Origin of the sequence: Streptomyces sp. XY431 (assembly GCF_001279805.1) — a bacterium.
Classification (GTDB): domain Bacteria; phylum Actinomycetota; class Actinomycetes; order Streptomycetales; family Streptomycetaceae; genus Kitasatospora; species Kitasatospora purpeofusca.
This window is the reverse complement of record NZ_LGDO01000116.1, coordinates 16,555-39,282: the sequence shown is the minus strand read 5'-3', so window position 1 is coordinate 39,282 and position 22,728 is coordinate 16,555. Positions and strand designations below refer to the sequence as shown.

The 22,728-nt window shown below is 73.1% G+C and carries 23 protein-coding genes; 14 read left to right on the top strand and 9 right to left on the bottom strand.

All coding sequences use genetic code 11. The features are described 5' to 3' along the window. The first annotated feature begins 25 nt into the window (after nucleotides 1–25). Nucleotides 26–160, top strand: a complete 135-nt coding sequence (locus ADK60_RS47630) for a hypothetical protein (RefSeq protein WP_286185277.1) — start codon at nucleotides 26–28, stop codon at nucleotides 158–160. A 13-nt stretch (nucleotides 161–173) separates the two neighbouring features. On the opposite strand, the gene ADK60_RS14650 is transcribed toward ADK60_RS47630, so the two are convergent. Then, nucleotides 174–644 (bottom strand): SsgA family sporulation/cell division regulator, encoded by a 471-nt coding sequence (locus tag ADK60_RS14650; RefSeq protein WP_053646271.1) that lies wholly within the window; start codon nucleotides 642–644, stop codon nucleotides 174–176. Nucleotides 645–970: 326 nt separating this feature from the next. Here ADK60_RS14650 and ADK60_RS14645 point away from each other — a divergent pair, with 326 nt between their 5' ends. Both ADK60_RS14645 and ADK60_RS14640 read left to right on the top strand, forming a co-directional pair. Next, nucleotides 971–2,623, top strand: a complete 1,653-nt coding sequence (locus ADK60_RS14645) for an alpha/beta hydrolase (protein WP_053646269.1) — start codon at nucleotides 971–973, stop codon at nucleotides 2,621–2,623. Nucleotides 2,624–2,710: 87 nt separating this feature from the next. Then, the gene (locus tag ADK60_RS14640) at nucleotides 2,711–3,115 is read left to right on the top strand and encodes a hypothetical protein (RefSeq protein ID WP_053646267.1); all 405 of its coding nucleotides are present in this window, start codon (nucleotides 2,711–2,713) and stop codon (nucleotides 3,113–3,115) included. 4 nt (nucleotides 3,116–3,119) lie between these two features. Here the strand turns inward: ADK60_RS14640 and ADK60_RS14635 are convergent, their stop codons facing one another. Then, nucleotides 3,120–4,034 carry a LysR family transcriptional regulator gene (locus ADK60_RS14635; protein ID WP_053646265.1) on the bottom strand — a complete coding sequence of 305 codons (915 nt, stop codon included), beginning with the start codon at nucleotides 4,032–4,034 and terminating at the stop codon, nucleotides 3,120–3,122. A gap of 77 nt (nucleotides 4,035–4,111) precedes the next feature. Between ADK60_RS14635 and ADK60_RS14630 the strand changes: the two genes are divergently transcribed. Further along, nucleotides 4,112–4,831, top strand: coding sequence for a CTP synthase C-terminal region-related (seleno)protein (locus ADK60_RS14630; protein ID WP_053646263.1), 720 nt, complete (start codon nucleotides 4,112–4,114; stop codon nucleotides 4,829–4,831). A 43-nt stretch (nucleotides 4,832–4,874) separates the two neighbouring features. On the opposite strand, the gene coaE is transcribed toward ADK60_RS14630, so the two are convergent. Together coaE and ADK60_RS14620 are read right to left on the bottom strand one after the other, a co-directional pair. Further along, nucleotides 4,875–5,468: a dephospho-CoA kinase gene (gene coaE / locus ADK60_RS14625; protein ID WP_045940249.1), complete on the bottom strand. Its 594-nt coding sequence runs from the start codon at nucleotides 5,466–5,468 to the stop codon at nucleotides 4,875–4,877. 59 nt (nucleotides 5,469–5,527) lie between these two features. Further along, the gene (locus ADK60_RS14620) at nucleotides 5,528–6,166 is read right to left on the bottom strand and encodes an MBL fold metallo-hydrolase (RefSeq protein WP_045940250.1); all 639 of its coding nucleotides are present in this window, start codon (nucleotides 6,164–6,166) and stop codon (nucleotides 5,528–5,530) included. A 61-nt stretch (nucleotides 6,167–6,227) separates the two neighbouring features. Here ADK60_RS14620 and ADK60_RS14615 point away from each other — a divergent pair, with 61 nt between their 5' ends. After that, the gene (locus ADK60_RS14615) at nucleotides 6,228–6,653 is read left to right on the top strand and encodes a MarR family transcriptional regulator (RefSeq protein ID WP_053646262.1); all 426 of its coding nucleotides are present in this window, start codon (nucleotides 6,228–6,230) and stop codon (nucleotides 6,651–6,653) included. Nucleotides 6,654–6,752: 99 nt separating this feature from the next. Here the strand turns inward: ADK60_RS14615 and ADK60_RS14610 are convergent, their stop codons facing one another. Together ADK60_RS14610 and rpsA are read right to left on the bottom strand one after the other, a co-directional pair. After that, entirely contained in the window at nucleotides 6,753–8,984 is a 2,232-nt protein-coding gene (locus tag ADK60_RS14610; protein ID WP_053646260.1) for an MMPL family transporter, read from the bottom strand. Between the two features lie 267 nt (nucleotides 8,985–9,251). After that, nucleotides 9,252–10,742 carry a 30S ribosomal protein S1 gene (gene rpsA, locus ADK60_RS14605; protein ID WP_030307517.1) on the bottom strand — a complete coding sequence of 497 codons (1,491 nt, stop codon included), beginning with the start codon at nucleotides 10,740–10,742 and terminating at the stop codon, nucleotides 9,252–9,254. Between the two features lie 413 nt (nucleotides 10,743–11,155). On the opposite strand from rpsA, the gene ADK60_RS14600 reads away from it, so the two are divergent. From ADK60_RS14600 to tgmC, 9 genes are all read left to right on the top strand, one after another. Continuing rightward, on the top strand, nucleotides 11,156–12,010 hold the full coding sequence (locus ADK60_RS14600) for a class I SAM-dependent methyltransferase (RefSeq protein WP_053646257.1): 855 nt from the start codon (nucleotides 11,156–11,158) through the stop codon (nucleotides 12,008–12,010). A 6-nt stretch (nucleotides 12,011–12,016) separates the two neighbouring features. Continuing rightward, a complete protein-coding gene (gene hrpB, locus ADK60_RS14595; protein ID WP_053646255.1) occupies nucleotides 12,017–14,545 on the top strand; it encodes an ATP-dependent helicase HrpB in 2,529 nt (842 codons plus the stop codon). 59 nt (nucleotides 14,546–14,604) lie between these two features. Continuing rightward, nucleotides 14,605–14,853 (top strand): HAD-IA family hydrolase, encoded by a 249-nt coding sequence (locus tag ADK60_RS14590; protein WP_502687423.1) that lies wholly within the window; start codon nucleotides 14,605–14,607, stop codon nucleotides 14,851–14,853. A gap of 86 nt (nucleotides 14,854–14,939) precedes the next feature. Continuing rightward, nucleotides 14,940–15,575: a helix-turn-helix domain-containing protein gene (locus tag ADK60_RS48395; protein WP_502687422.1), complete on the top strand. Its 636-nt coding sequence runs from the start codon at nucleotides 14,940–14,942 to the stop codon at nucleotides 15,573–15,575. Beyond that, the gene (locus tag ADK60_RS14580) at nucleotides 15,499–16,023 is read left to right on the top strand and encodes a DUF6879 family protein (protein ID WP_053646254.1); all 525 of its coding nucleotides are present in this window, start codon (nucleotides 15,499–15,501) and stop codon (nucleotides 16,021–16,023) included. The genes ADK60_RS48395 and ADK60_RS14580 overlap by 77 nt, the downstream gene beginning before the upstream one ends. A gap of 25 nt (nucleotides 16,024–16,048) precedes the next feature. Next, nucleotides 16,049–16,897 (top strand): helix-turn-helix domain-containing protein, encoded by an 849-nt coding sequence (locus tag ADK60_RS14575; protein WP_053646251.1) that lies wholly within the window; start codon nucleotides 16,049–16,051, stop codon nucleotides 16,895–16,897. 147 nt (nucleotides 16,898–17,044) lie between these two features. Next, entirely contained in the window at nucleotides 17,045–17,317 is a 273-nt protein-coding gene (gene tgmA, locus ADK60_RS14570; protein ID WP_053646249.1) for a putative ATP-grasp-modified RiPP, read from the top strand. Then, complete coding sequence (tgmB, locus tag ADK60_RS14565) at nucleotides 17,317–18,282, top strand: ATP-grasp ribosomal peptide maturase (RefSeq protein ID WP_053646247.1); 966 nt, start codon at nucleotides 17,317–17,319, stop codon at nucleotides 18,280–18,282. Before tgmA ends, tgmB begins: the two co-directional genes overlap by 1 nt. Further along, nucleotides 18,279–19,421, top strand: a complete 1,143-nt coding sequence (gene tgmC, locus ADK60_RS14560) for an ATP-grasp peptide maturase system methyltransferase (protein WP_053646245.1) — start codon at nucleotides 18,279–18,281, stop codon at nucleotides 19,419–19,421. The genes tgmB and tgmC overlap by 4 nt, the downstream gene beginning before the upstream one ends. A 72-nt stretch (nucleotides 19,422–19,493) precedes the next feature. On the opposite strand, the gene ADK60_RS14555 is transcribed toward tgmC, so the two are convergent. The 3 genes from ADK60_RS14555 to ADK60_RS14545 all read right to left on the bottom strand — a co-directional run bounded on the left by ADK60_RS14555 (nucleotide 19,494) and on the right by ADK60_RS14545 (nucleotide 22,668). Then, nucleotides 19,494–20,255 carry a GNAT family N-acetyltransferase gene (locus tag ADK60_RS14555; protein WP_053646243.1) on the bottom strand — a complete coding sequence of 254 codons (762 nt, stop codon included), beginning with the start codon at nucleotides 20,253–20,255 and terminating at the stop codon, nucleotides 19,494–19,496. Between the two features lie 106 nt (nucleotides 20,256–20,361). Further along, nucleotides 20,362–21,501, bottom strand: coding sequence for a DUF3103 family protein (locus tag ADK60_RS14550; protein ID WP_053646241.1), 1,140 nt, complete (start codon nucleotides 21,499–21,501; stop codon nucleotides 20,362–20,364). A gap of 480 nt (nucleotides 21,502–21,981) precedes the next feature. Beyond that, a complete protein-coding gene (locus ADK60_RS14545) occupies nucleotides 21,982–22,668 on the bottom strand; it encodes a hypothetical protein (RefSeq protein WP_053646239.1) in 687 nt (228 codons plus the stop codon). Nucleotides 22,669–22,728: the final 60 nt, after the last annotated feature.

Sequence of the window (22,728 nt, the reverse complement as noted above, 5' to 3'; positions counted from 1 at the left end):
AACCGAAGCCGGGGGGACCGACCCGGTGGCGGCCCTGCTGGGCGAGATCGTCGACGGCAACCGCAGCGCGCACCGCGTCCTGACCGGCGTCCGCTACCCGGGCCTCCCACTGGACGTCTTCGACCGCCTGCACACCGTCGGGGGCGCGGAGCAGCGGTAGCACGCCCGGTGCCTCACGGCCCCGGCGAGGCGGCGCCGCCCTCGTACAACTTCCGCAGCAGGCCGTCCAGGTCGAGACGGGTGCGTTCCCGCCCGGTCGGGACCAGGCTCTCGGTGCGGGCGAGGAAGGTCCGGACCCGCTCGGCGGGGGCCCGCAGGACGACGCTGCTCCCCTCGCCGGTGAGGGTGATGAAGACGGAGTCGAGCCGCTCGTCCACGCCGGGGTGGACCGAGACGCTGCCGATCCCGGACCAGCCGTGCAGTCCGGTGGCGAGCAGGTCGCGGGCGAACACCCAGGTGATGGGCGTGGCGAGGTCGGTGTGGTTGTCGAGGAAGACGGCGTAGGGGTCGGCGGTGTGGTACCGCAGCCGGGCCGCGACGGAGACGGTCAGACCGGGGCAGACGGCGACCCGGAGGTCGAGCGCGACCGCGCAGCCGTCACCGGGGGCGTACTGCGCGGGGACGCGCGGGCTGTCGTACGTCATGACCGCCTCCGGGTGGTGTGCACTGCCGGAACGGCGACGCGGGCATGCAGAATCGTTTCTTCGCAACCGCCACGGGCGGAAAAGTCAGGGCTCACGGCAGGAACAACGAGCCACCCGGGCTTCGGCAACCCCTGCGTCCGCCCCTCCCCCACCGCGGCGGACCACCCGCACGGCCCCCGGCCGACGGCGCGTCGCGGCGCTCCGGCGCGCACCGGGCCCGCCCCGTCCCTAGGCTGGCGCCGCAGCAGCCCCCGCGCCGCCCCTCGCGCGACCCTGCCCCGAGCCTGCCCCGACCCCGCCGCGACCCCAGGAACGGACCACCTCCCATGCACCCTGTCGTACGCGGCGCCGGGGCCCTCGGCCTCGCCGCGGTCCTGGCCACCGCCACGGCCGCCTGCGAGAGCGGCTCCGGCTCCGGCTCCAGTTCCGGCACCGGCGCCGCGAAGTCCGGGCCGTCCACCGCCTCAGCCGCACCCGGCACTCCCGCCGCCACAACCTCGGCCTCCGCCACCGCGGGCGTCCCGCCGGTGCCGGCCTCGCTCACCGGCCAGCAGCTCGACTGGCAGACCTGCCCGGCGCCCTCCACCGCCCAGGGCGGCGAGGGCTCGGCCCCGGGCGCGCCCTGGGAGTGCGCCACGCTCAAGGCCCCGCTGGACTACACCAGGCCCGACGGGCAGACCATCGACCTGGCCCTGATCCGGGCCGTGGCCACCGGCACCGGCGGGCAGCCCCGGATCGGCTCGCTGATCTACAACTTCGGCGGCCCGGGCGGCTCCGGCGTCGTCACCCTCCCCGCACTGGCCAAGGACTACGCCGACCTCAACGCCCGCTACGACCTGGTGAGTTTCGACCCGCGCGGGGTCGGCAACAGCGCGGGTGTGCGGTGCCTGGACGACGCCGCCACGGACGCCTCCGCCTCCGTCGACGGTTCGCCCGACGACCAGGCCGAGACCACCGCGCTCGAGGCGGCCAACTCCGGCTACACCGCCGCCTGCGAGAAGAACTCCGGCGCCGTCCTGCCCCACGTCGACACCGTCTCGGCCGCCCGCGACCTCGACCTCCTGCGCCAGGTGCTCGGTGACCAGAAGCTGCACTACTTCGGCATCTCCTACGGCACCGAGCTCGGCGGCGTCTACGCCCACCAGTACCCGGGCAACGTCGGCCACCTGGTGATGGACGCCGTCGTCGACCCGACCAAGGACCCGGTGCAGAGCGCGCTCGGCCAGGCGAAGGGCTTCCAGCTCGCCCTGGAGAACTTCATGAAGGCGTGTGCCGCCCAGGCCGGGCCGTCCTGCCCGACCGGCCAGGGCGGCGACGAGGGCACCCGGCGGATCACCGACCTGCTGAACGGCCTCGACACCGCCCCGCTGCCCACCGACAGCGACCGCAGGCTGACCCAGGACCTCGCGGTCACCGGCATCGCCGCCGCGCTCTACAACCCGAACACCTGGAACGCCCTCTCCGTCGGCCTCCAGGAGGCGATGCAGGGCGGCACCGGCACCACCCTGCTCGCGCTCGCCGACGCCTACAGCGGCCGCGACCAGCAGGGCCACTACAGCAACCAGTCCGCCGCCAACCGGGCGATCAGCTGCGCCGACGACAAGTCGCGCTACACCGCCACCGACGTCCAGGGGCTGCTGCCCACGTTCCGCCAGGCCTCGCCGGTGTTCGGCGACTTCACCGCCTGGGGCCTGACCTCCTGCACCGGCTGGCCGGTCCAGGGCAGCGCCGACCTCCCCGAGGTGTCCGCCTCCGGCTCGGCGCCGATCGTCGTCATCGGCAACACCGGCGACCCGGCCACCCCGTACGAGGGCGCCGGGGCGATGGTGCGGCAACTCGGCCCGGGCGTCGGGGTCGAGGTCACGCTCCAGGGGCAGGGCCACGGCGGCTACGACTCCGGCAACGCCTGCCTCAAGCAGGCCGTCGACCAGTACCTGCTGGCCGACCGGGTGCCGGCCGAGGGCACCACCTGCACCTAGGAACCGCCGCGGGCGCCACCAACACCCCACCCCGGCCGGTGACTTCGCAACGTGACACCCTACCGTGGGCCCCGGAAAGGGGACCACATGACCGCCGAGCCGCCACCGCAGGGAAACCGCCGCCTCCTCGACCCCGCACGACCGTTCCCCGAACGGGTCGCCCGGCTGGTCCAGGACTGGGAGGACGACGGCCGGGCCCGCTACCGCCTGGTCGACGGGCGGCCGTTGCTCGCCCTCTACTGCTGGCACCTGGACGCCGCCCGGCGCGGCACCGCCGAGGACGACCCGGCGACCGCGGAGTACATCGCCGCGGCCTTCGCCGCCAACGGCGGTGCCGACGGGTGGGACGCGCTGCTGCGCGAACGGGCCGACTGCGCCTGCCACGGCCAGAGTTGGCGACTGGAGAACATCTCGGTCTGCCTCGGCTGCCTGCGCTACGTGTGCTACCAGGTCGAGGGGCCCTGCTGTCCCGGCGCCCGCATCGTCGGCTGAGCCCTCACGCCACCGGGCCGGCCGCCCCGCCCGTCCGCTCCCCCGTCAGGAGTCGGGCCAGCAGCGCGGCGGGCCCCTCCGGCAGCGCGCCGTGCACCAGCTCCGTCCGGTGCACCAGCCGGGGAGCCCGGACCGGCACCGCCGCCACGTCCGGCACCCCGGCCAGGGCGGTGGCGGGCAGCAGCGCCAGCCCGTGCCCGGCCGCGACGAGGGCGAGCAGCCCCCGCACATCGGTGCCCAGGTAGCGGGCGGCGGGCCGGTAGCCCTCGACGCCGGTGGCGGCACTCAGCCGGTCGGCGGTCGGGGCCAGGCCCGGGGCGTCCAGCCAGTGGGCGGCGGACAGGTCCGCGAGCGCCAGGCCGGAGCGCCCGGCGAGCGGGTGTCCGGCCGGCAGCGCGACGACGAGCGGCTGCTCGGCGACGGCCACGGTGGCGAGCGGGCCGACGTCGGGCAGCGGGAGCGGGTCGCTGGGCGCGGCCGGGCCGTCGACGAGCGCGAGGTCGACCGCACCGGTGGCGACCTCGGCGGGCAGCACGTCCTGGGCGACCACCCGCACCGTCAGGTCCACCGCCGGATACGCCCGGCGCACCTCGGCGAGCGCGCGCCCCAGCTCCGCCCCGACCGCCAGCGGGGTGGCCCCGACGGTGAGGCGGGCGCTCGCGGCACCCGCCAGGCGCGCGATGTCGGCGCGCGCCGCATCGATCCTCAGCAGCAGCGCGGCGGCGTGCTCCAGCAACCGTTCCCCGGCGCCGGTCGGCCCGACCGGACGGCGGTGGAGCACGACCGTGCCGAGGTCCGCCTCCAGCGCCGCGATCTGCTGGGAGACGGCGGACTGGGTGTACCCGAGTTCGCGGGCCGCCTCGGAGAACGAGCCCAGCCGGGCCACCGTGACGAAGGTGCGCAGTTGCTGCGGCTCCATCTGCCATCACATCCACTGATCGAGAGGTAAGGAATCATCGTTGGCGCTGATGCCGCGTCGGCGGTCAGGATAGCCGCATGACGCATCCCACCTCCCGCCTGGCCCTGGTCGGCGACCGCTCGGCCGCCGTCCGCTCGCACGCCCGCATCCCGGGGCTGCTCGACGCGCTCGCCACCCGCGAGCAGCTCGTCCTGGACGCCTACTGGATCCCCACCGAGGACGCCGCGGCCCCCGGCGCGCTCGACGGCTTCGACGCGGTCTGGCTGCTGCCCGGCAGCCCGTACCGCAGCGAGGACGGCGCGGTCGCCGCCGTCCGCACCGCCCGCGAGCGGGGCATCCCCTTCCTCGGCACCTGCGCCGGCTTCCAGCACGCGGTGCTGGAGTACGCCCGGCACGTCTGCGGCATCGACGGCGCCGCGCACGGCGAGAGCAACCCGGAGGAGGCGGACCGGGTGATCGTGCCGCTCAGCTGCTCCCTGGTCGGGCACGAGGGCGCCGTCCGCCTGACCCCCGGTTCGCTGGCGGAACGGGTGCTCGGCGCGCCGCGCACCCTGGAGCGGTACCACTGCGCGTACGGGCTGAACGACGGCTATCTGGAACGGCTGCGCGCGGACGGTCTGCGGTTCACCGGTGCCGACGACGCGGGCGAGCTGCGGGTCCTGGAGCTGCCGGAGCAGGTCCACCCGTTCTTCCTCGCCTCGCTGTTCCAGCCGGAGCTGGCCGGGGACGGCACCCGGGCCCACCCGATGATCCGGGCCTTCGCGGCCGCGGCCGTGACCCACGCCGCCGCGGCCTGAGCGGCCCGGCGGCCCGGCGGCCCGGATACGGGTCTCCGGACGATCAGCGCCGGGCGGTCAGCCGCTCCCACGCCTCGTCGACCCGCGGGGCCAGCTCCGCCAGCGGGCCGCTGTTGTCGATCACCAGATCGGCGATCGCCAGCCGGTCCGCCCGGCTCGCCTGGGCGGCCATCCGGGCCCGGGCCTCGTCCTCGGTCATGCCGCGCAGCCGGACCAACCGGTCGATCCGTACCTCGTCCGCCGCGTCCACCACGACCACCAGGTCGTACAGCGGGCCGAGCCCGTTCTCGGCCAGCAGCGGCACGTCGTGCACCACCACCGCGTCCGGCGCGGCCGCCGACTCCAGCTCGGCGGACCGCGCCCGGACCAGCGGGTGGACGATCGCGTTCAGCGCCTTCAGCCGGGCCGGGTCGGCGAAGACGACCGCGCCGAGGGCGGGCCGGTCGAGCGAGCCGTCCGCCGCGAGCACGCCCGGGCCGAACTCGGCGGCCACGGCCGCGAGGCCGGGCGTCCCGGGGGCGACCACCTCGCGGGCGATCACATCGGAGTCCACGATCACCGCGCCGTGGGCGGCGAGCAGCCGCGACACCTCGCTCTTGCCCGCGCCGATGCCGCCCGTCAGTCCGATCTTCAGCATGGCGTCAGGCTACCGGCGCGCACCGCCCTCCCGTCACCCCGGGCCGCTCCGCCGCCCCCTCACTCCACGTCGAGGCTCTCGCCCTCGCCCAGGGTGCGCAGCTCCGCGCCGCCGGGTCCGCCCGGGCCGAGCAGCCGGGTGTGCACGGCGAGGCCGACCGGGCTGAGCACCGCGTCGTGCACCGGCACCGCCTGCCGCGCCCCGGCCTCCCGGACGTAGTCGACAAGTTCGCCGACCTTGGTCCACGGCGCGGCGATCGGCAGCAGCAGGGTGTCCACCGGACCCGGCGGGACGAGCAGCGCGTCACCGGGGTGGAACAGCCGCCCACCGAAGAGGAAGCCGATGTTCCGCACCAGCGGGATGTCCGGATGGATGACCGCGTGCCACTCGCCGTGCACCGAGACCGGGATCCCGCCGAGGTCGAAGGCATCGCCCTCGCCGACCGCCGTCACCCGCCGGGCGACCCCGTCCAGCTTCCCGGCCACGTCCGGGTTGGTCCACACCCGAAGCTCCGGATCCGCCTCCAGGGCGGCCCGCAGCCCGGCCTCCTCGAAGTGGTCGATGTGCTCGTGGGTGATCAGGACGGCGTCCGCGCCGGCCAGTGCGGCGGGGTCGGTGAACGATCCGGGATCGACGACCACGGTCGTCCCCCCGTGTTCGAGGCGTACGCAGGCATGTCCGAACTTGGTGATCCGCATAGGCAGAACATACAGCAAAGCTACACAGTTTTGCTGTAGATCTTCGGGGTAGGCTTCTCCCGTGAACAGTCCGCACCCCGAGACCCTCGAACTCGCCGCCGACCTGCGCAGCGCCATCGGCGAACTGGTCCGCGCACTGCGCCCCGGCGACACGCTGCCGCAGAACCAGGCCGGCGTACTCGGCCTGCTGGTCCGCGAGGACAGCGCCCGCACCGTCGCCGAACTGGCCGACCGGCAGCGCGTCCGGCACCAGTCGATGGCCCGCACGGTCGCGCTGCTCACCGAGGCCGGTCTGGTTACCCAGCAGCCGCACACCACCGACCGCCGCAAGCTGCTGGTCTCCGCCACCGAGGCCGGCCGCACCGCCCTGTACGAGCAGCGCGCCCGCCGCGAGGCGCGGATCGCCTCGGCGATCGAGGCCCGTCTCACCTCCGACGAGCGCGAGACCCTGCGCACCGCTGTCGCCCTGCTCCGCCGCCTGCCCTGACCGCGACCGGACCGCCTGCCCCGCGACCGGACCGCCCACCCCGACCGCGACCGCGACCGGCCCGACCGTCGCCCCGGCCCCGACGCCCGCCCCGGGAGCCTACGAGCCGGTGCCGACCAGTTCCTCCGCCGGACGCTGCGCCGGCAGCACGGCCGGTGCCAGCTCCGGCAGCTCGACGTGCTCGCTCAGCCCGAACCGGTCGTGCAGCCGCCGCAGCGGGCCCGGCGCCCACCAGTTGAACTCGCCGAAGAAGCTCATCGCGGCCGGCACCAGCAGACAGCGGACCAGGGTCGCGTCGACCGCCACGGCGACGGCCAGCGCGATGCCCATCTGCTTGACCATCAGCATGTCGCCGAGGGCGAAGCCGGCGAAGACGATCACCATCAGCAGTGCCGCCGAGGTGATGATCCGACCGCTGCGCTGGACGCCCAGCTCCACCGCCCGGGTGCAGCTGTGGCCCTTGTCCCGCAGCTCCTTGATCCGGGCCAGCAGGAAGACCTCGTAGTCCATCGACAGCCCGAAGGCGAAGGCGAACACCAGGACCGGGATGAAGGTCTCCAGTCCGCCGGTCGGACTGAAGCCGAGCAGGCCGCTGAACCAGCCGTCCTGGAAGACCAGGGTCAGCGCGCCGAGCGAAGCACCAAGCGAGAGCAGGTTCATCAGCAGGGCCTTGACCGGCATCACCACCGAGCCGGTCATCAGGAAGAGCAGGATCAGCGTGCCGAGGGCCACCAGGCCGAGCGCGATCGGCCCCCGGGTGAGCAGCTCGCCCTGGAAGTCGACCACCGAGGCCGCCCCGCCGGTCACCTGGGTGGTCAGCCCGCCCCGGTCCGCGCGCAGCTCCTTGACGACCTGCTTGGCCTCTCCGCCCTGCGGATCGCCGTGCACCAGGACGTCAATGGTGGAGACGGTGTCGCTCACGGGCGTGACGGCCCGCACCCCACTGACGCCCGGCAGCTGGGCCACCACGTCGTCCGCGTAGGCCTGGGCGACCGTCGCGCCGCTCTGCACCACCACCGTGATCGGGGCGGCCGAAGCCTGCGGGAAGCGCTGGTCGACGGTCTCGGCGACCTGCCGCCCGGCCGAGGAGGCGGGCAGCACGGCGGCGCCGGAGTTGCGCATCTCGGCGTGCAGGAACGGCGCCCCGGCGGCCATCAGCACCCCGGTGCAGACCAGCGCGACGAGCACGGCCCGCTTGCGGACCCGGCGCACGGTCCGACTGAAGAAACCCTCGTCGGGGACGGGCGCGGTGGGCGTCCTGATCCGGCGCCCGGCGAAGCCGAGCAGCGCGGGCACCAGCGTCAGCGCGGCGGCCACCGCGATCACCACGACGCTCACCCCGGCCGCGGCGACCGCCCCGAGCACCGGGCTGGTGAAGACGAACAGCCCGGACAGGGCGACGGCGACGGTCAGTCCGGAGAAGGCGACGGTGCGCCCGGCGGTGGCGGCGGTCCGCTCCACCGCGGCGGCGATCGACGCTCCGTGTCCGCGTTCCTCGCGGAAACGATTCACCATGAGCAGCGCGTAGTCGATCGACAGTCCGAGCCCCAGCACGGTGGCGATCGGCAGCACGCTGGTGTCGATGTCCATGATCTTGCTGAAGCCGAACATGGCCAGCAGCGCCCCGCCCACCGAGGCGACGGCGCCGATCACCGGCAGGCTCGCGGCGGCCAGGCCCCCGAACACCAGGACCATCACGATCAGGGTGAGCGGCAGGGTCACGATCTCGCCGAAGCGGGTGTCCTTCTCGGTCTGCTTCTTGACCTCGTCCTGGAGCACGAGGTCCCCGCCGACGGTCACCTTGCCGCCACCGGGCTGGACCTCGGACTGGATCGCGGCCAGCCGCTGGGTCACGGCGCCGGCCTGCGCGGAGGTGCTGCTGTCCGCCATCCGCACCGAGACCAGGCTCGCGGTGCCGTCGGCCGAGCGGAGCGCCTCGGCGCCCGGGCCGGGGCCGTAGGCGTCGACGGCCGAGGAGACCCCGGGCAGGGCCGCGATCTCGGCGGTGGCCCGGGTGACGGCGTCCCGGACGGCCGTGTCGTCCACGGACCGGCCGTCCACCACGGCGGTGACGGTGCCCCGGGCCGGGTCGGCGGCGGCGACGACGGCGCTGCCACGGTCCGCCTCGGCGGAGGCGGAGGAGGCGCCGGCCACCGTGCCCTCGAAGACCCGGCCGCCGATCAGCACGCCTATGACCAGGACGACCGCCCAGAAACCGAGCACCCAGCGCCGCTGCCGGTAGCAGAACCGGCCGAGGGCGGCGAGACGTCCGGCGACCCGGGGGTCGGCGGACGGACGGGCGTCGGACGCAAGGGGGGAAGCGGAGGTCACGGCAGAGCGACGGCGCATATGCGGGGGGTGCCTAGCGTGTGGGGCCGGGTGAGCGACCCATCGGGCAACTCCCCCCAAGGTAGGCCCTAGGTCCCGAATCACCCATAGGCATCCGATGAGCCCCTAATCACAAAAATCCGACCCATAAGGAATAAATAATGAAGGCCGAAAAACAATGGACCCCGCTCGGAAACCGAGCGGGGTCCATCGATGACACCAAGCGCTGATCAGCCGGTCTTAACCGGCCTCAGCGGCAGGGGCAGAGCTTCAGCTCTGGCCGCCGGCCAGCTTCTCGCGCAGGGCGGCCAGGGCCTCGTCCGAGGCCAGGGCGCCCGAGCCCTCGTCGCTGCTGGACGAGTAGGAGCCACCGGCCGCGGCGGCGACGGCGTCGCCACCCTCGGCAGCGGCCTCCGCGTCGGCCTCGCGGCTCTTGATGACCTGAGCCTGGTGCTGCTCGAAGCGGGTCTGGGCCTCGGCGTACTGCCGCTCCCACTCCTCGCGCTGCTTCTCGAAGCCGGGCAGCCAGTCGTTCGCCTCGGGGTCGAAGCCCTCCGGGTAGATGTAGTTGCCCTGGTCGTCGTACGACGCGGCCATGCCGTAGAGGGTCGGGTCGAACTCGACCTCGGCCGGGTTGGCACCCAGCGCCTCGTTGGCCTGCTTCAGCGAGAGGCTGATGCGACGACGCTCGAGGTCGATGTCGATGACCTTGACGAAGATCTCGTCGCCGACCTGGACGACCTGCTCCGGGATCTCGACGTGGCGCTCGGCCAGCTCGGAGATGTGGACCAGACCCTCGATGCCCTCGTCCACGCGGACGAACGCACCGAACGGAACCAGCTTGGTGACCTTACCCGGAACGACCTGGCCGATCTGGTGGGTACGGGCGAACTGCTGCCACGGGTCCTCCTGGGTCGCCTTCAGCGACAGGGAGACGCGCTCGCGGTCCATGTCAACGTCGAGAACCTCGACGGTGACCTCCTGGCCGACCTCGACAACCTCGGACGGGTGGTCGATGTGCTTCCAGGACAGCTCGGAGACGTGCACCAGGCCGTCGACGCCACCCAGGTCCACGAAGGCACCGAAGTTGACGATCGAGGAGACGACGCCGGAGCGCACCTGGCCCTTCTGCAGGGTGGTGAGGAAGGTCTGGCGGACCTCGCTCTGGGTCTGCTCCAGCCAGGCACGGCGGGACAGGACCACGTTGTTGCGGTTCTTGTCCAGCTCGATGATCTTGGCCTCGAGCTCCTTGCCCACGTAGGGCTGGAGGTCGCGGACGCGACGCATCTCGACGAGCGAGGCCGGCAGGAAGCCACGGAGGCCGATGTCGAGGATGAGACCACCCTTGACGACCTCGATGACGGTACCGGTGACGATCCCGTCCTCTTCCTTGATCTTCTCGATCGTGCCCCAGGCACGCTCGTACTGAGCGCGCTTCTTGGACAGGATGAGACGACCCTCCTTGTCCTCCTTCTGGAGAACCAGGGCCTCGATGTTGTCGCCGACGGCGACGACCTCGTGCGGGTCGACGTCGTGCTTGATCGACAGCTCGCGGGACGGGATGACGCCCTCGGTCTTGTAACCGATGTCGAGGAGAACCTCGTCACGGTCGACCTTCACGATGACGCCCTCGACGATGTCGCCATCGTTGAAGTACTTGATGGTCTCGTCGATCGCGGCCAGGAACGCCTCGGCGTCGCCGATGTCGTTGAGCGCGACCTGCGGGGTGGTGCTGAGGGAGGAGTCGGTGGGGCTCGTCATTAGGAAAAGGGCTCCGGTGCGGACATGAAAGTCGTAGGTAATGCCACGCGGAGGGCCCGTATCGCTCCCACCGAAAGCCGGACAGCCAAGAACACGGCACACCGGAAAACCCGAGAACGGGAGATCGGCGTCCGTCTTGCGACCGTGGGGTCTTCGACAGATGCGAGCGCGACCTGCTCCGTCCGAGGCGCGCAGGCCCGCAGCGCAACTTGTAGCATACGGGGACGGCCAGGCACGGTCAACGCCAACAACGGCAAGACGGTGGAGCCCGGCATGGAACAGGCCATATCCTCCGATTGCGCACCGCAAGGTGGCGGCCGAAAGGGACCCCTTCCCCGGATGCCACCGCCGGGATCCCGGCCCTCTCGGACCGGATCGCGACAGCGGCGCTTCCGCAGACGACACCCTACGCGATGGGCCTTCTCACCGTGACCGGCACCCCCCTCCCCGAGCCCGACGATCTTGACGAGGACGGCGACGACGCGGTAAGGAGGTCCGCCGGCGTCGGCGAGAGCAGCCGCGCCAGCCGCCACTGGTGGGACCGCAACGCCGACGAGTACCAGGACGAGCACGGCGAGTTCCTCGGCGACGACCGCTTCACCTGGTGCCCCGAGGGCCTCGACGAGGCCGACGCCCGGCTGCTCGGCGACGTCACCGGCCGCACCGTGCTGGAGATCGGCGCCGGCGCCGCCCAGTGCTCGCGCTGGCTGGCCGCCCGCGGCGCCCACCCGGTCGCCCTCGACATCTCCTACCGCCAGCTCCAGCACTCCCGCCGGATCGACCTCGCCCGCGGCGCCGCACCCGTGCCCGTCGTCCAGGCCGACGCCGCCGTCCTGCCGTTCGCCGACGCCGCCTTCGACCTCGCCTGCTCCGCCTACGGCGCCGTGCCGTTCAGCGCCGACACCGAGGCCCTGATGCGCGAGGTGCACCGGGTGCTGCGGCCCGGCGGGCGCTGGGTCTTCTCGGTCACCCACCCGATCCGCTGGGCCTTCCCCGACGAACCCGGCGTCGAGGGGCTCACCGCCGTCTCCTCGTACTTCGACCGCACCCCCTACGTCGAGGAGGACGAGCAGGGCCGCGCCAGCTACGTCGAGCACCACCGCACGCTCGGCGACCGGGTCCGCGAACTCGTCGCCGCCGGCTTCCGGCTGGTCGACCTCGTCGAACCGGAGTGGCCGGAGGGGCACGAGCAGGACTGGGGCGGCTGGTCGCCGCTGCGCGGGCGGCTCATCCCCGGCACCGCGATCTTCGTCGCCGAGCGGGGCTGAGCCGGCTTGCCGCCCCAACGATCAACAGGGGCGTCCTGGCGCGACCTGCCCGTCCGCACCGCCCTGCCCGCGCTGCACGAGGCGCTGGACGGGCCCGGCACCGCCGTCCTCGCCGCGCCGCCCGGCACCGGCAAGACCACCCTGGTGCCGCTCGCCCTGGCCGGACTGCTCGCCGACGGCCGGCCCGTGCGCCGGGTGCTGGTCGCCGAGCCGCGCCGGCTCGCCGTCCGGGCCGCCGCCCGGCGGATGGCCTGGCTGCTCGGCTCCTCCGTGGGCCGCGAGGTCGGGTACACCGTGCGCGGCGAGCGCCGGGTCGGCCCGGAGACCGTGGTCGAGGTGGTCACCACCGGCGTGCTGCTGCAACGCCTCCAGCGCGACCAGGAACTGCCCGGCGTCGACGTGGTCGTGCTCGACGAGTGCCACGAACGGCACCTGGACGCCGACACCGCGCTCGCCTTCCTGCTCGACGTGCGCGCCGCCCTGCGGCCCGAACTGCGCATCGTCTGCGCCTCCGCCACCTCCGACACCGCGGCCTGGGCCGAACTCCTGGACGACGCGCCGGTGGTCGAGGCGCACGGCGTCTCGCACCCGGTCGAGGTGGTGTGGGCGCCGCCGCCGCGCGCCGTCCGGCCCGCGCACGGCACCCGGGTGGACTTCGCGCTGCTCGACCATGTCGCGGCGGTGGTTCGGCGGGCGCTGGGCGAACGGGACGGGGACGTGCTCTGCTTCCTGCCCGGCGTCGGCGAGATCGCCCGGGTCGCCGGGCAGTTGGGCGGGGTCGGGGCCGAGGTGCTGCAGTTGCACGGGCGCGCGCCGCAGGCCGTGCAGGACGCGGCGCTCACCCCTTCGTCGGGACGTCGCGTCGTCCTCGCCACCGCCGTCGCCGAGTCCTCCCTCACCGTGCCCGGTGTGCGGATCGTGGTCGACGCCGGACTCGCCCGGGAGCCGCGCACCGACCACGCCCGGGGCCTGGCCGCCCTGGTCACCGTGCGGGCCTCGCTCGCCGCCGCCCGCCAGCGCGCCGGCCGAGCGGGCCGCGAGGCCCCCGGCACCGTCTACCGCTGCTGGCACGAGGCCGAGGACGCCCGCGCCGCCCGCTTCCCCACCCCCGAGATCGCGCTCGCCGACCTCGCTCCGTTCGCCCTCCAGGTGGCCTGCTGGGGCGACCCGGACGCCACCGGACTCGCCCTGCCCGACGCTCCGCCCTCCGGCGCGATGGCCGCCGCTCGGGAGACCCTGCGGGCGCTCGGGGCGGTGGATGCCGACGGCCGGGCGACCGAGCGCGGCGTGCGGCTCGCCCGCACCGGGCTGCACCCGCGGTTGGGGCGGGCGCTGGTCGACGGCGCACCCGCCGTGGGCGCCCGCCGGGCGGCCGAGGTGGTCGCGCTGCTCTCCGAGGAACCGCCGCGCGCACTGGGGGACGACCTCGCGGCCGTGTGGCGCGGCGTGAAGGACTCCCGCGACCCCTACGCCGGACGCTGGCGCGACGAAGTCCGCCGCCTGCAACGTGCCGCCGGCGACGGACCTGCCACCGCCCTGCCCGACGCCACCGCCGTCGGACTCGTCGTCGCCCTCGCCTTCCCGGAGCGCATCGCCCGGGCGCGCGTCGAGCGGCCCGCCCCCGGCGAGCGCAGCCCGTACCTGATGGCCTCGGGGACAGCCGCCGAACTCGCCCCGGGTACGGCGCTGGGCGCGCTGCCGTGGCTCGCCGTCGCGACGGCCGACCGGCCGGCGGGGGCGCACTCGGCGCGGGTACTGCATGCGGCAGCGCTCGACGAGGACACCGCACTGCTCGCAGGCGCGCCACTGCTCGCCAAGCGCGCCGAGGTCCATTGGGACACCCGGCGGGACGAGGTCGTCTCCCGGCAGGTGGAATCCCTCGGCGCCATCGAACTCTCCGAGAAGCCGCTCACCCGTCCTGATCGGGCCCTCGTACGGGCCGCGATCCTCGAAGGCCTCACCCGCGAGGGCGTGAGCACCCTGCTGACCTTCCCGTCCAACCTGCGCGAACGCCTGGCGTTCCTCCACGCGGCGATCGGCGACCCATGGCCGGACGTGTCTGATTCCGCGCTGCTCGAACGCGCCGAGGAGTGGCTGGAACCCGAGCTGTCCCGCGCCCGCCGCCGCGCCGACCTGGCAAGGATCAATACGACGGACGCTCTGCAACGCCTCCTCCCCTGGGCGAGCGGCCAGGCCGGGCGTCTGGAGGAGTTGGCCCCCGAACGCATCACCGTGCCCAGCGGCTCGAGGATACGGGTGGACTACAGCACCGAACGCCCGGTACTGGCCGTCAAGTTGCAGGAGCTCTTCGGTTGGAGGGCCGCCCCGGCATTGGCCGGCGGGAGGGTCCCGCTCACCGTGCAGCTGCTCTCCCCCGCCGGCCGCCCCGCCGCCATCACCGGTGATCTGGAGGGTTTCTGGAAGAACGGCTACCACGCCGTGAGAGCAGACCTCAGGGGCCGCTACCCCCGCCACCCCTGGCCCGAGGACCCGACCACGGCGGAACCGACGAAGCGCACCAACGCCCGGAAGTGACAGCGGTCCAGCGGGTACGGTCCCGACGAGGCCACCCCCCCCAGAGGACGAGGCGCGCCATGGCGTGGGACTTGTTCGACGTGACGGTGGTCTCCGAACGGGAGGGCATCGCCAAGCCCGGCCCGGCGATCTGCCGGCTCACCCTGGAGCGACTCGGGCTGCCCGGCGAAGCGTGCGTATTCGTGGACGACCACCCGAGGAACCTGCCCCCTGCCGAAGCGCTCGGCATCACCACCGTCCTCGCCGACGGTGCGCCTGGCACAGCCGGCCGCATCGCCTCCCTCCTCGGCGTCCCCGCAACCAGCTGAGAAGCCGTCAATCCGGCTGGTCATCGGTCGATTCCGATTCCGGGGGCAGGACGGCGGGGGTGCGGTCCGCCTTGAAGACGCTCCCCATGACGCAGTGGTCCGACTACTCCACCGGCCAACGCATCAAGATGCTGCGAGCCGGCATGACGCAGGAAGAAGTCTCCGAGGCCGCCGGCGTCTCCATGCCGACCATCCGCAAGGCAGAGAAGGAAGGGGGCAGCACCGGACCGCCGTCCCTGCTCAAGCTGTTCCTGCGCAGGAAACCCCACCATCGCGGGGCGAAGGCAGTCCTTCATCCCTCCATTCGCGCGCCTCTCGCGCGACCATGCGCCGTTGACGTGCCTCACCCCCGACTTCACCGTGTGTACCGCGACGACTACCCTCAACACCGCCGGACCCAGGAGACCACCATGGCGCTGGATTTTGCAGGGATCGACCCCGAGAGCAAGTCCGGTGGCTCGCCGACCGTGTGGATCGAGGACGAGGCGAACGAGCTGGTGATCCAGGGTTGGAAGGCGGGCGCCACGCTCGAGGCCCGCATCCGCGGGACCGAGTGGGTGCCCGGCCGCGAGAGGGGCATCCCTGAGCACGAAACCGTCATCCGCATCCCCTTGCGGATGATCCCGATCCTGCGAAAGGCGTGCGATGACGCAGAACGTGCCGGACTTTTCCGCCCTGTTGAAGGGAGCACGGCGGACGGCCGTCCATCTGGAGATGCGTGATGTCTACGGCGTCGCCGACGAGACAGCCGAGTTCGAGGAGTTCAAACAGATCGGCTCGGTCGATCTGGACCCGGACTCGGACGGCTGGGCCGGCTGGGTGCCACTCGTTCGAGAGACCGTCGGCCGTGGCGTGGTCATGCGCCGGGCACGGATCGTGTCGGAGCCGGTGACCGACTACATCCGGTGGGAGCACGCACTGACCCCAGTGAACCTCGCTGCGGGTGAGCACGTGCGGTGGCTCCCCCGACGCCTCGCCTCGGACATTCCACTGCCCGGCAACGACCTGTGGCTGATCGACGACCGACTGGTCCTCTTCCACTGGTTCACGGGCGACGGCGATTGGGCCGGGCACGAGTACACCGAGGATCCGGCCGTGGTGAAGATGGTCTCCAACGCATTCGAGATCGTCTGGGAACGCGGCGTCCCGCACGACCGGTACATCGTCTGACCACTCGGACCATCGCGGACAGTTCATGGCCTCCTCTCCGTCCTCAGCTGCCCAATCCGCCCGTCAGGCCCTGGCCGACAGGCTCCAGGACCTACGCAAGGACGCGGGGCTCACCGGCCGTGAGCTGTCCGCGCGGTGCGGCTGGCACCCGGCGAAGACCACCCGCATCCAGAAGGGCGAGTCGGCTCCCTCCGACAACGACATCCGGGCCTGGTGCGCGGCCTGCGGAGCGGAGAACCACATCCCCGCACTGATCGCGGCCTCACGTTCGGTCGCATCGATGTACGTGGAGTGGAAGCGCCTCCAACGCGCCGGCCTCCAACAGCTCCAGGAGACCTACACCCGTTCCTACCGGGACTCGCGCCTTCTGCGCTTCTACTCCTCGGACGTCGTTCCCGGCATGCTCCAGACCCCCGGCTACGCCGCTGCGATCCTCTCCCGCTTCGCAGATCGGGCAAGTTCACCCGGCGACCTCGAACAGGCGGTCGCCCAGCGAATGCGGAGCACCGAGCCCATGCACCAGGGCAACCACCGCATCGTCTGCCTGGTCGAGGAGTCCGTCCTCCGCTACCGGATCTCCGAACCGGCGGTCATGGCTGACCAGTTGGCCCGATTGCTCTCGATCAGGGCGCTTCCCAGGGTCAGCCTCGGCATCATCCCTTTCACCACGCAGCGGACCATCTGGCCGGTGGAAACCTTCCACGTCGTCGATGACCACCTGGTCGAGATCGAACTGGTCACCGCCCGCGTCCGGGTCACCAGCCCGCCCGAAGTCGGCGAATACCTCGAAACCTTCCGCGAACTGCAGGAGTTCGCGGTCTACGGCCGGGAGGCCGGCGCCCTCATCGCCTCGGCGATCGACACCCTCGGGTGAATCGCCGCAACCATCCGCAACTCCGTGGGGGTCGTCCGATGCCTCTCCGTACCGTGGTTGCTGTTCCCGCTCGCCCCACACCACCTGAACCCCGCGCGCACAGGAAGTCGACCCCATCGACTTCCCACTCCCGATCAAGGAGGACGCATGACACAGACCCCCGCCCCCTGGGGCATCGGCAGGATGGGGCCCTACCCGGCCACTGCCACGCTCCCGGCGTTCACGCCCGTGATCGACCCCGAGACGCAGATCGCCGTCATCGTGGACCGGAACGGCCGAACGGTCGAGCTGGGGAGCCACGGCACCAGCACCAGCGGTGTCACGCCCACCCGGACGAGCCCCGGTGACGGGGCCACGCCGGGCGGCGCCACGGACAGCGATGTCACCGAGTCCTACGACCAGGACCAGAGTTCCGGCTGATGGACAACCGAAGCGGGTCGGTGCTGGTGCTGACCAACTCCTCCGATGTGACGGCGGATGCGGTACTGCGGGTGCTCGCCGAGCGCCGGGTGCCGGTGGTCCGACTCGACCCCGGCACCGACCTGCACACGGGTGCCTCGCTGACCGCCACCTACCGCACCGGCGGTCAGCGAGGCACCCTCCGTACGTCCAGCCGTGAACTGGACCTCACGGCGGTTCGGTCCGTCTGGGTTCGCAGGCCCTCGTCCTACCAGGGGCCGCCGGACCTAGAAAGCCAGGACCGCCGGTTCGCCGCCTCGCAGGCGTTCTGGGGGGCGGGTGGCATTCTGGCCTCGCTTCCAGGGGCCCACTACATGAACCATCCTTGGAACAACCGGGCGGCGGAGTACAAGCCGGCTCAGCTCGCCGCCGCACAACGCTGCGGATTCCAGGCACCCGAGACCCTGATCACCGACGACGACCGCGAGGCCCGGAAGTTCACTGCCCGCCATGCCGGCGGCACGGTCTACAAACCGGTGTGGAACTCCCCGTACTCGGTCGACGGGCAGGCCCGGTCCGTCTGGGTCCGCGAAGTCCGCAGCCGGGAGATCACCGAGGCCGTGAGGGTGTGCCCCCACATGTTCCAGGCCAAAGTGCCCAAGGTGTTCGACACCCGAGTGACCGCCGTCGGAGACCGACTGTTCGCCACCCGCGTCGACAGCCCGGATCTCGACTGGCGGTACCGGCAGGACCGGATGCGCTGCAGTCCGATCGACATCCCCGCACCGGTTGCCGAGGCGGCCACCCGTTACCTCGCCACCTTTCGACTGGCCTTCGGTGCCTTCGACTTCGCCGTCACCGCCGACGGCAGGTGGTACTTCCTGGAGTGCAACCCGAACGGGCAATGGGCCTGGCAGCCGGCCGAGACGACTCACCGGATCGCGCTCGCGATCGCCGACGAACTGGAAGGAGGCCACGGCCAGTGACCACGTCCGACACCCTCCGCGCCACCCTGGTCGACCAGCTCACCGCAGACGGCGCGCTCACCGACCCCGTGTGGAGCAAGGCCGCCGCCGCCGTGCCGCGCGAAACGTTCGTCGGCAGCTACTTCGTCCCGATCGACGGCACCACCCCCACCAGCTACCGGACAATCCGCCACGGCGACCCCGGATGGCTGGAGGGGGTCTACGCCGACCAGACCCTCATCACCCAACTCGACGGCCGCACACGCCCGGAAGACACCGGGGAAAATCCGGTGACCGGGGCACCCTCGTCGTCCTCCACGTTGCCCTCGCTCGTGCTGGGCATGTGGCAACAGCTCGGCACGGCCGCCGGGCACCAGGTGCTCGAAATCGGCACCGGAACCGGTTACTCGACCGCTCTCGGCGCACACTGCCTCGGCGACGGGAACATCACCAGCATCGAGTACGACCCCCAGGTAGCCGAACGCGCCGCTTCCGCTCTTCAGGCCGCCGGCTACGCCCCGCGCCTCATCACCGGCGACGGTCTCGGCGGGGACCCGAACGGCGGTACCTTCGACCGGCTGATCGCGACCTGCGCGGTCCGCCACCTGCCGATGGCCTGGCTGCGTCAGGTGAGGCCGGGCGGCCGCATCCTGGTCACCCTGTCCGGGTGGAGCTACGCCAACGCCCTGGCGCTGCTCAACGTGACCGGCCCCGGCGAGGCCACTGGACGCTTCCTGCCCGGCTGCACCAGCTTCATGATCGCCCGCCCTCACGACCGGCCGCCCCGTCCGACCCTGGCTCTGCTCCCTGGGGACGAACGCCCGAGCCGGATCGATCCCGCGAAGCTCGACACCTGGACCGGCAGCTGGATCGCGCAGCTCGCCGCGCCCTCCGCCGAACGGATGGGAAGCGGAGCGCAGCAGATCCTCTCGGACGTGGCCACCGGCTCGCAGGCCCGGACCGCGCCCGACCCCGCGGGCGGCTGGACCGTGGTCCAGCGCGGACCGCTCCGCCTGTGGGACCAGGTGGAAGACGCCATCGAGACCTGGCAGGACGCGGGCGAGCCGCACCAGGTCGCCTTCGGCATCACCGTCTCGGCCGCGGGGCAACGGGTCTGGCTCGGCACCGAGGACGGGCCTGGCTGGGACCTTCCGATCTGACACCAGTACTCAAGCGGCCAGGCCGCGCACAGAAAGTCGGCGGCTCCGACTTCCTGTGCGCAATGCCGTAGCTCAGGAGGAAGCCCACCAGGTCGAGGGCGACGCAACCACGTACCCCAGCGACTCGTACAGCGGCCTGCCCAGCTTCGAGGCGGTGAGGGTGGCCGGGAGGTACGCGAGGTGGGCGAGGGCGCCGAGCATGACGGCTCGGCCCACCCCTCGTGACCGAAAGGCCGAGGAGGTGGCGATCCAGTAGTGGCTGGCGACGCCGTCGGCCAGGACGCTCACGCCGGCTCCCGCGACCGCGCCGTCGACCGAGGCCAGGAACACGTCCACGCCCGGCTGTTCGATCAACGCGGTCGGGAAGAGCTCGCCGGGGCGGTAGGGCTCGAAGCCGTCCAGCTCGAAGCCCTCGATCACGACCCGCTCGGCCACCTGGAGGTCCTCGGGGCGCCGCACCCGGGTCACGTCCAGCGCCGGGGCGGCGACGGGTCCGGGCAGGCGCAGCATGATCGGCATCTGCCAGGTGCGCATGCCCAGGTGGCTCAGGTCCGTCGAGCTGAACGGGTCCTCGACGGTCACCGGGCCGGCGGCGCGGCGGGTCAGCTCGCTCAACTCGGCCGCTTCGGCCGGGTCGAGGCCGGGCTCCTGGATCAGGATCCGCAGGCCCGCGCGCTCGTCGCCGTCGACGGCGACGAAGCCGCGGCGCCGGATCACCTCGTGCCCCCGGCTCCGGCCGGTCGCGGTCCAGAAGGCGGCGGAGTTGCGGGCCTGGAGCGTCGGCGCCTCGGCCAGGGAGACGGGCCGGTCGGTCGAAGTGGATTCCATGGTCATCGTGCCCACGGTAGTACGGAATTGACTCCGTGACACGGGTTGATCAACTGCGGGCCGGGCCGGCGCAGCACGGTGAGGCGCTGCGCCGGCCCGGCCCCGTGGACGGTCAGAGCTGACTGACCCAGTACGGCTCGACGGTCATCCAGCCGTTTCCGCGGGCGCCGTTGAGGCGGCCGGTGCTGGTGCGGGCGAGGGTGTACCAGGACTCCACGTAGTCCGGGTCGTCGGTCCACCAGGAGGCGGGCAGCGCCGCGAGGACGGCGTTGACCAGCGGGATGTAGGCGCCCTGGTCGGCGATGGTGAGCAGGACGGCGGCGACGGCCTGGGCCAGCGCCAGGTAGTTGGTGTCGCCGTCGTCCTCCATCAGGACGACGTCGGCCAGGTTGTACTTGTAGTTCGACCAGTTCACCAGGATCTGGTTCGGGTAGTACACCGTGCCGTCGTACTGGAGGTACGGCATGGCGACGGAGTCGACCCGGACCTTGCCGTCGAGGCCGAAGCCGGAGACCAGGCTGAACATCTCGGCGGCGCCCTTGAACCAGGGCTCCTCGTCGTCGTTCACCTCGACCGAGGTGATCTTGGTGCCCCACCAGCCGGCCGCCTGCACGGCGGCCGGGGCGGCGGAGGCGGCCGGGGCGATCCCGCGGGCCGCCAACTCCCGCTGGAGCAGGTCGATCCCGGCGGTCAGGGCCTTGGCCGTGTCGATGTCGACCAGGTAGACCGGGCGGGTGGGCAGGGTGGCGGCGTCCAGGCCGCGGACCCGGCCGGCGGTGTCGTAGGCGCGGACGGTACGGGCGTGCTCGTCGGTGCCGGCGATCGCCACCAGCGGCGCGGCGCCGGCGTCCAGGGCGGCCCGCATCGACGGGTCGGCCAGCTGGACCCGCAGCAGCGGGCCGAGGTCGCCGAGGCCCTTGGCGGTGGCCACCGCGCGGTCCGCGCGGGCGGTCGTGGCGGCGAGCCCGCGGGCGGTGTCGCCGGACAGTCCGGCGGCGAGCGGGGCGAGTTCGGCACCGGCGGGCGCGGCGGCGGTCGCCGTGCGCAGCCGCTCGCGCAGGGCGGGGTCGGCGAGGGAGGCGGCCAGGGTGCGGGCGACCTCGTCCTCGATCGCGGTCACCTTGGAGGAGGCGGCGGCGGGGGCCGGTGCCGGGGTCGGGGCCGGGGCGGCCACGGCCTGGCCCGCGCCGAGCGCGAGCAGGGGCAGGGCCGTCAGCGCGACAACGGCGCGCCGCAGGCGGGACTGGGACATGAGGGGATCTCCAGACTCGTCGGGTGAGGCGTCGGAGCATCGGAGCGGTGGTGCGTCGGAGCGGTGGAGCGGTGGAGCGGTGGAGCGTCGGAGCGGTGGCGCCGCGCCCCCGATCAAGGACGGCGGCGCCATGACAAGTGAAGAGGCTCCCTGACCCGGTATCAACCCCCCGGGGCCACCGCGACGCCCGGGCGCTCCCGGCGGATCCCCCGGATCGCCGGGAGCGCGGACGGCGGCCCAGCGCCCCGCGCCCTGCCGCCACCGCTCAGGACCGCTGCTCCGGCGGGGCGACGGCGGGCGGGGCGTCCGCCGGCACGGCATCCGCGGGGGCGTCCCCGCCGGGTCGGGCAGCGGCGGGTGGGCCGGCCGCCGCCGCGGGGAGTTTCCGCGCCGTTCGCCGGGCGGTGATGAACTCCACCGGGCCGGCGGCTGTCCGGGAAGGACGCCTCCTGGCCACGGCCGGCAGTGGGTGGCCCCCACTCACCCGCCGCCGGAGAAACCCCCGCCGGAATTGGCCGAGCCCGAGCCGCCGTAGACCCAGCCGCCGGAGGGCCGCCGGGGCTCGGGGCGGACGCGACGTTCGGTACGGCGCAGGACGGGGATGCCGGCCGGCCCGAGCAGGTCCTCCAGGGACCGCTGGAGCGCGTCGACGTCGGTGCCCTTCGGCGCACTGTGCGGGCCCTCGCCGCCGGTCGAGGTCACCACCGTGATGTCGAGGGTGCGGACGGCCGGCGCGGGGTCGCCCTCGTAGGGCTCCTCCACGGACTCGCGCAGCTGGATCCGGCGCAGGCCGGAGATCGGGGCCCAGGCGCCGGCGCGGGCGCCCCGGACGAACCGCAGTTCGGTCGGGTTCCGGGCCGGGGCGAACTGCACCCGGCGGACCGACCGCAGCTCGGCGGCCGCGACGAACGGCCACAGGAGCAGTGCGGCGGACACCCACAGCGCCGCGCAGACGGTCACCGCGCCCACGAAGGTGGCGCCGACGATCACCGCGACTGCCACGAGCAGCATGCCGACGGGGAGGAACGCGAAACCCACGGCGAGCAGGACGGCGAGCGTGCGCAGCACCAGGAGCGCGGCGGCGGGCCAGGAGCCCCCGCCCGGCTCCAACACGAGGTCGACGGTGGTGCCGTCACGGCGGCGGCGGAGCACCTCATCGGCAGGCATACCCGCCAGGGTAGGCCCGCTCCCCGGTGCCGAGAAGGCCCCGGGCGCCGCCTCGAAGAA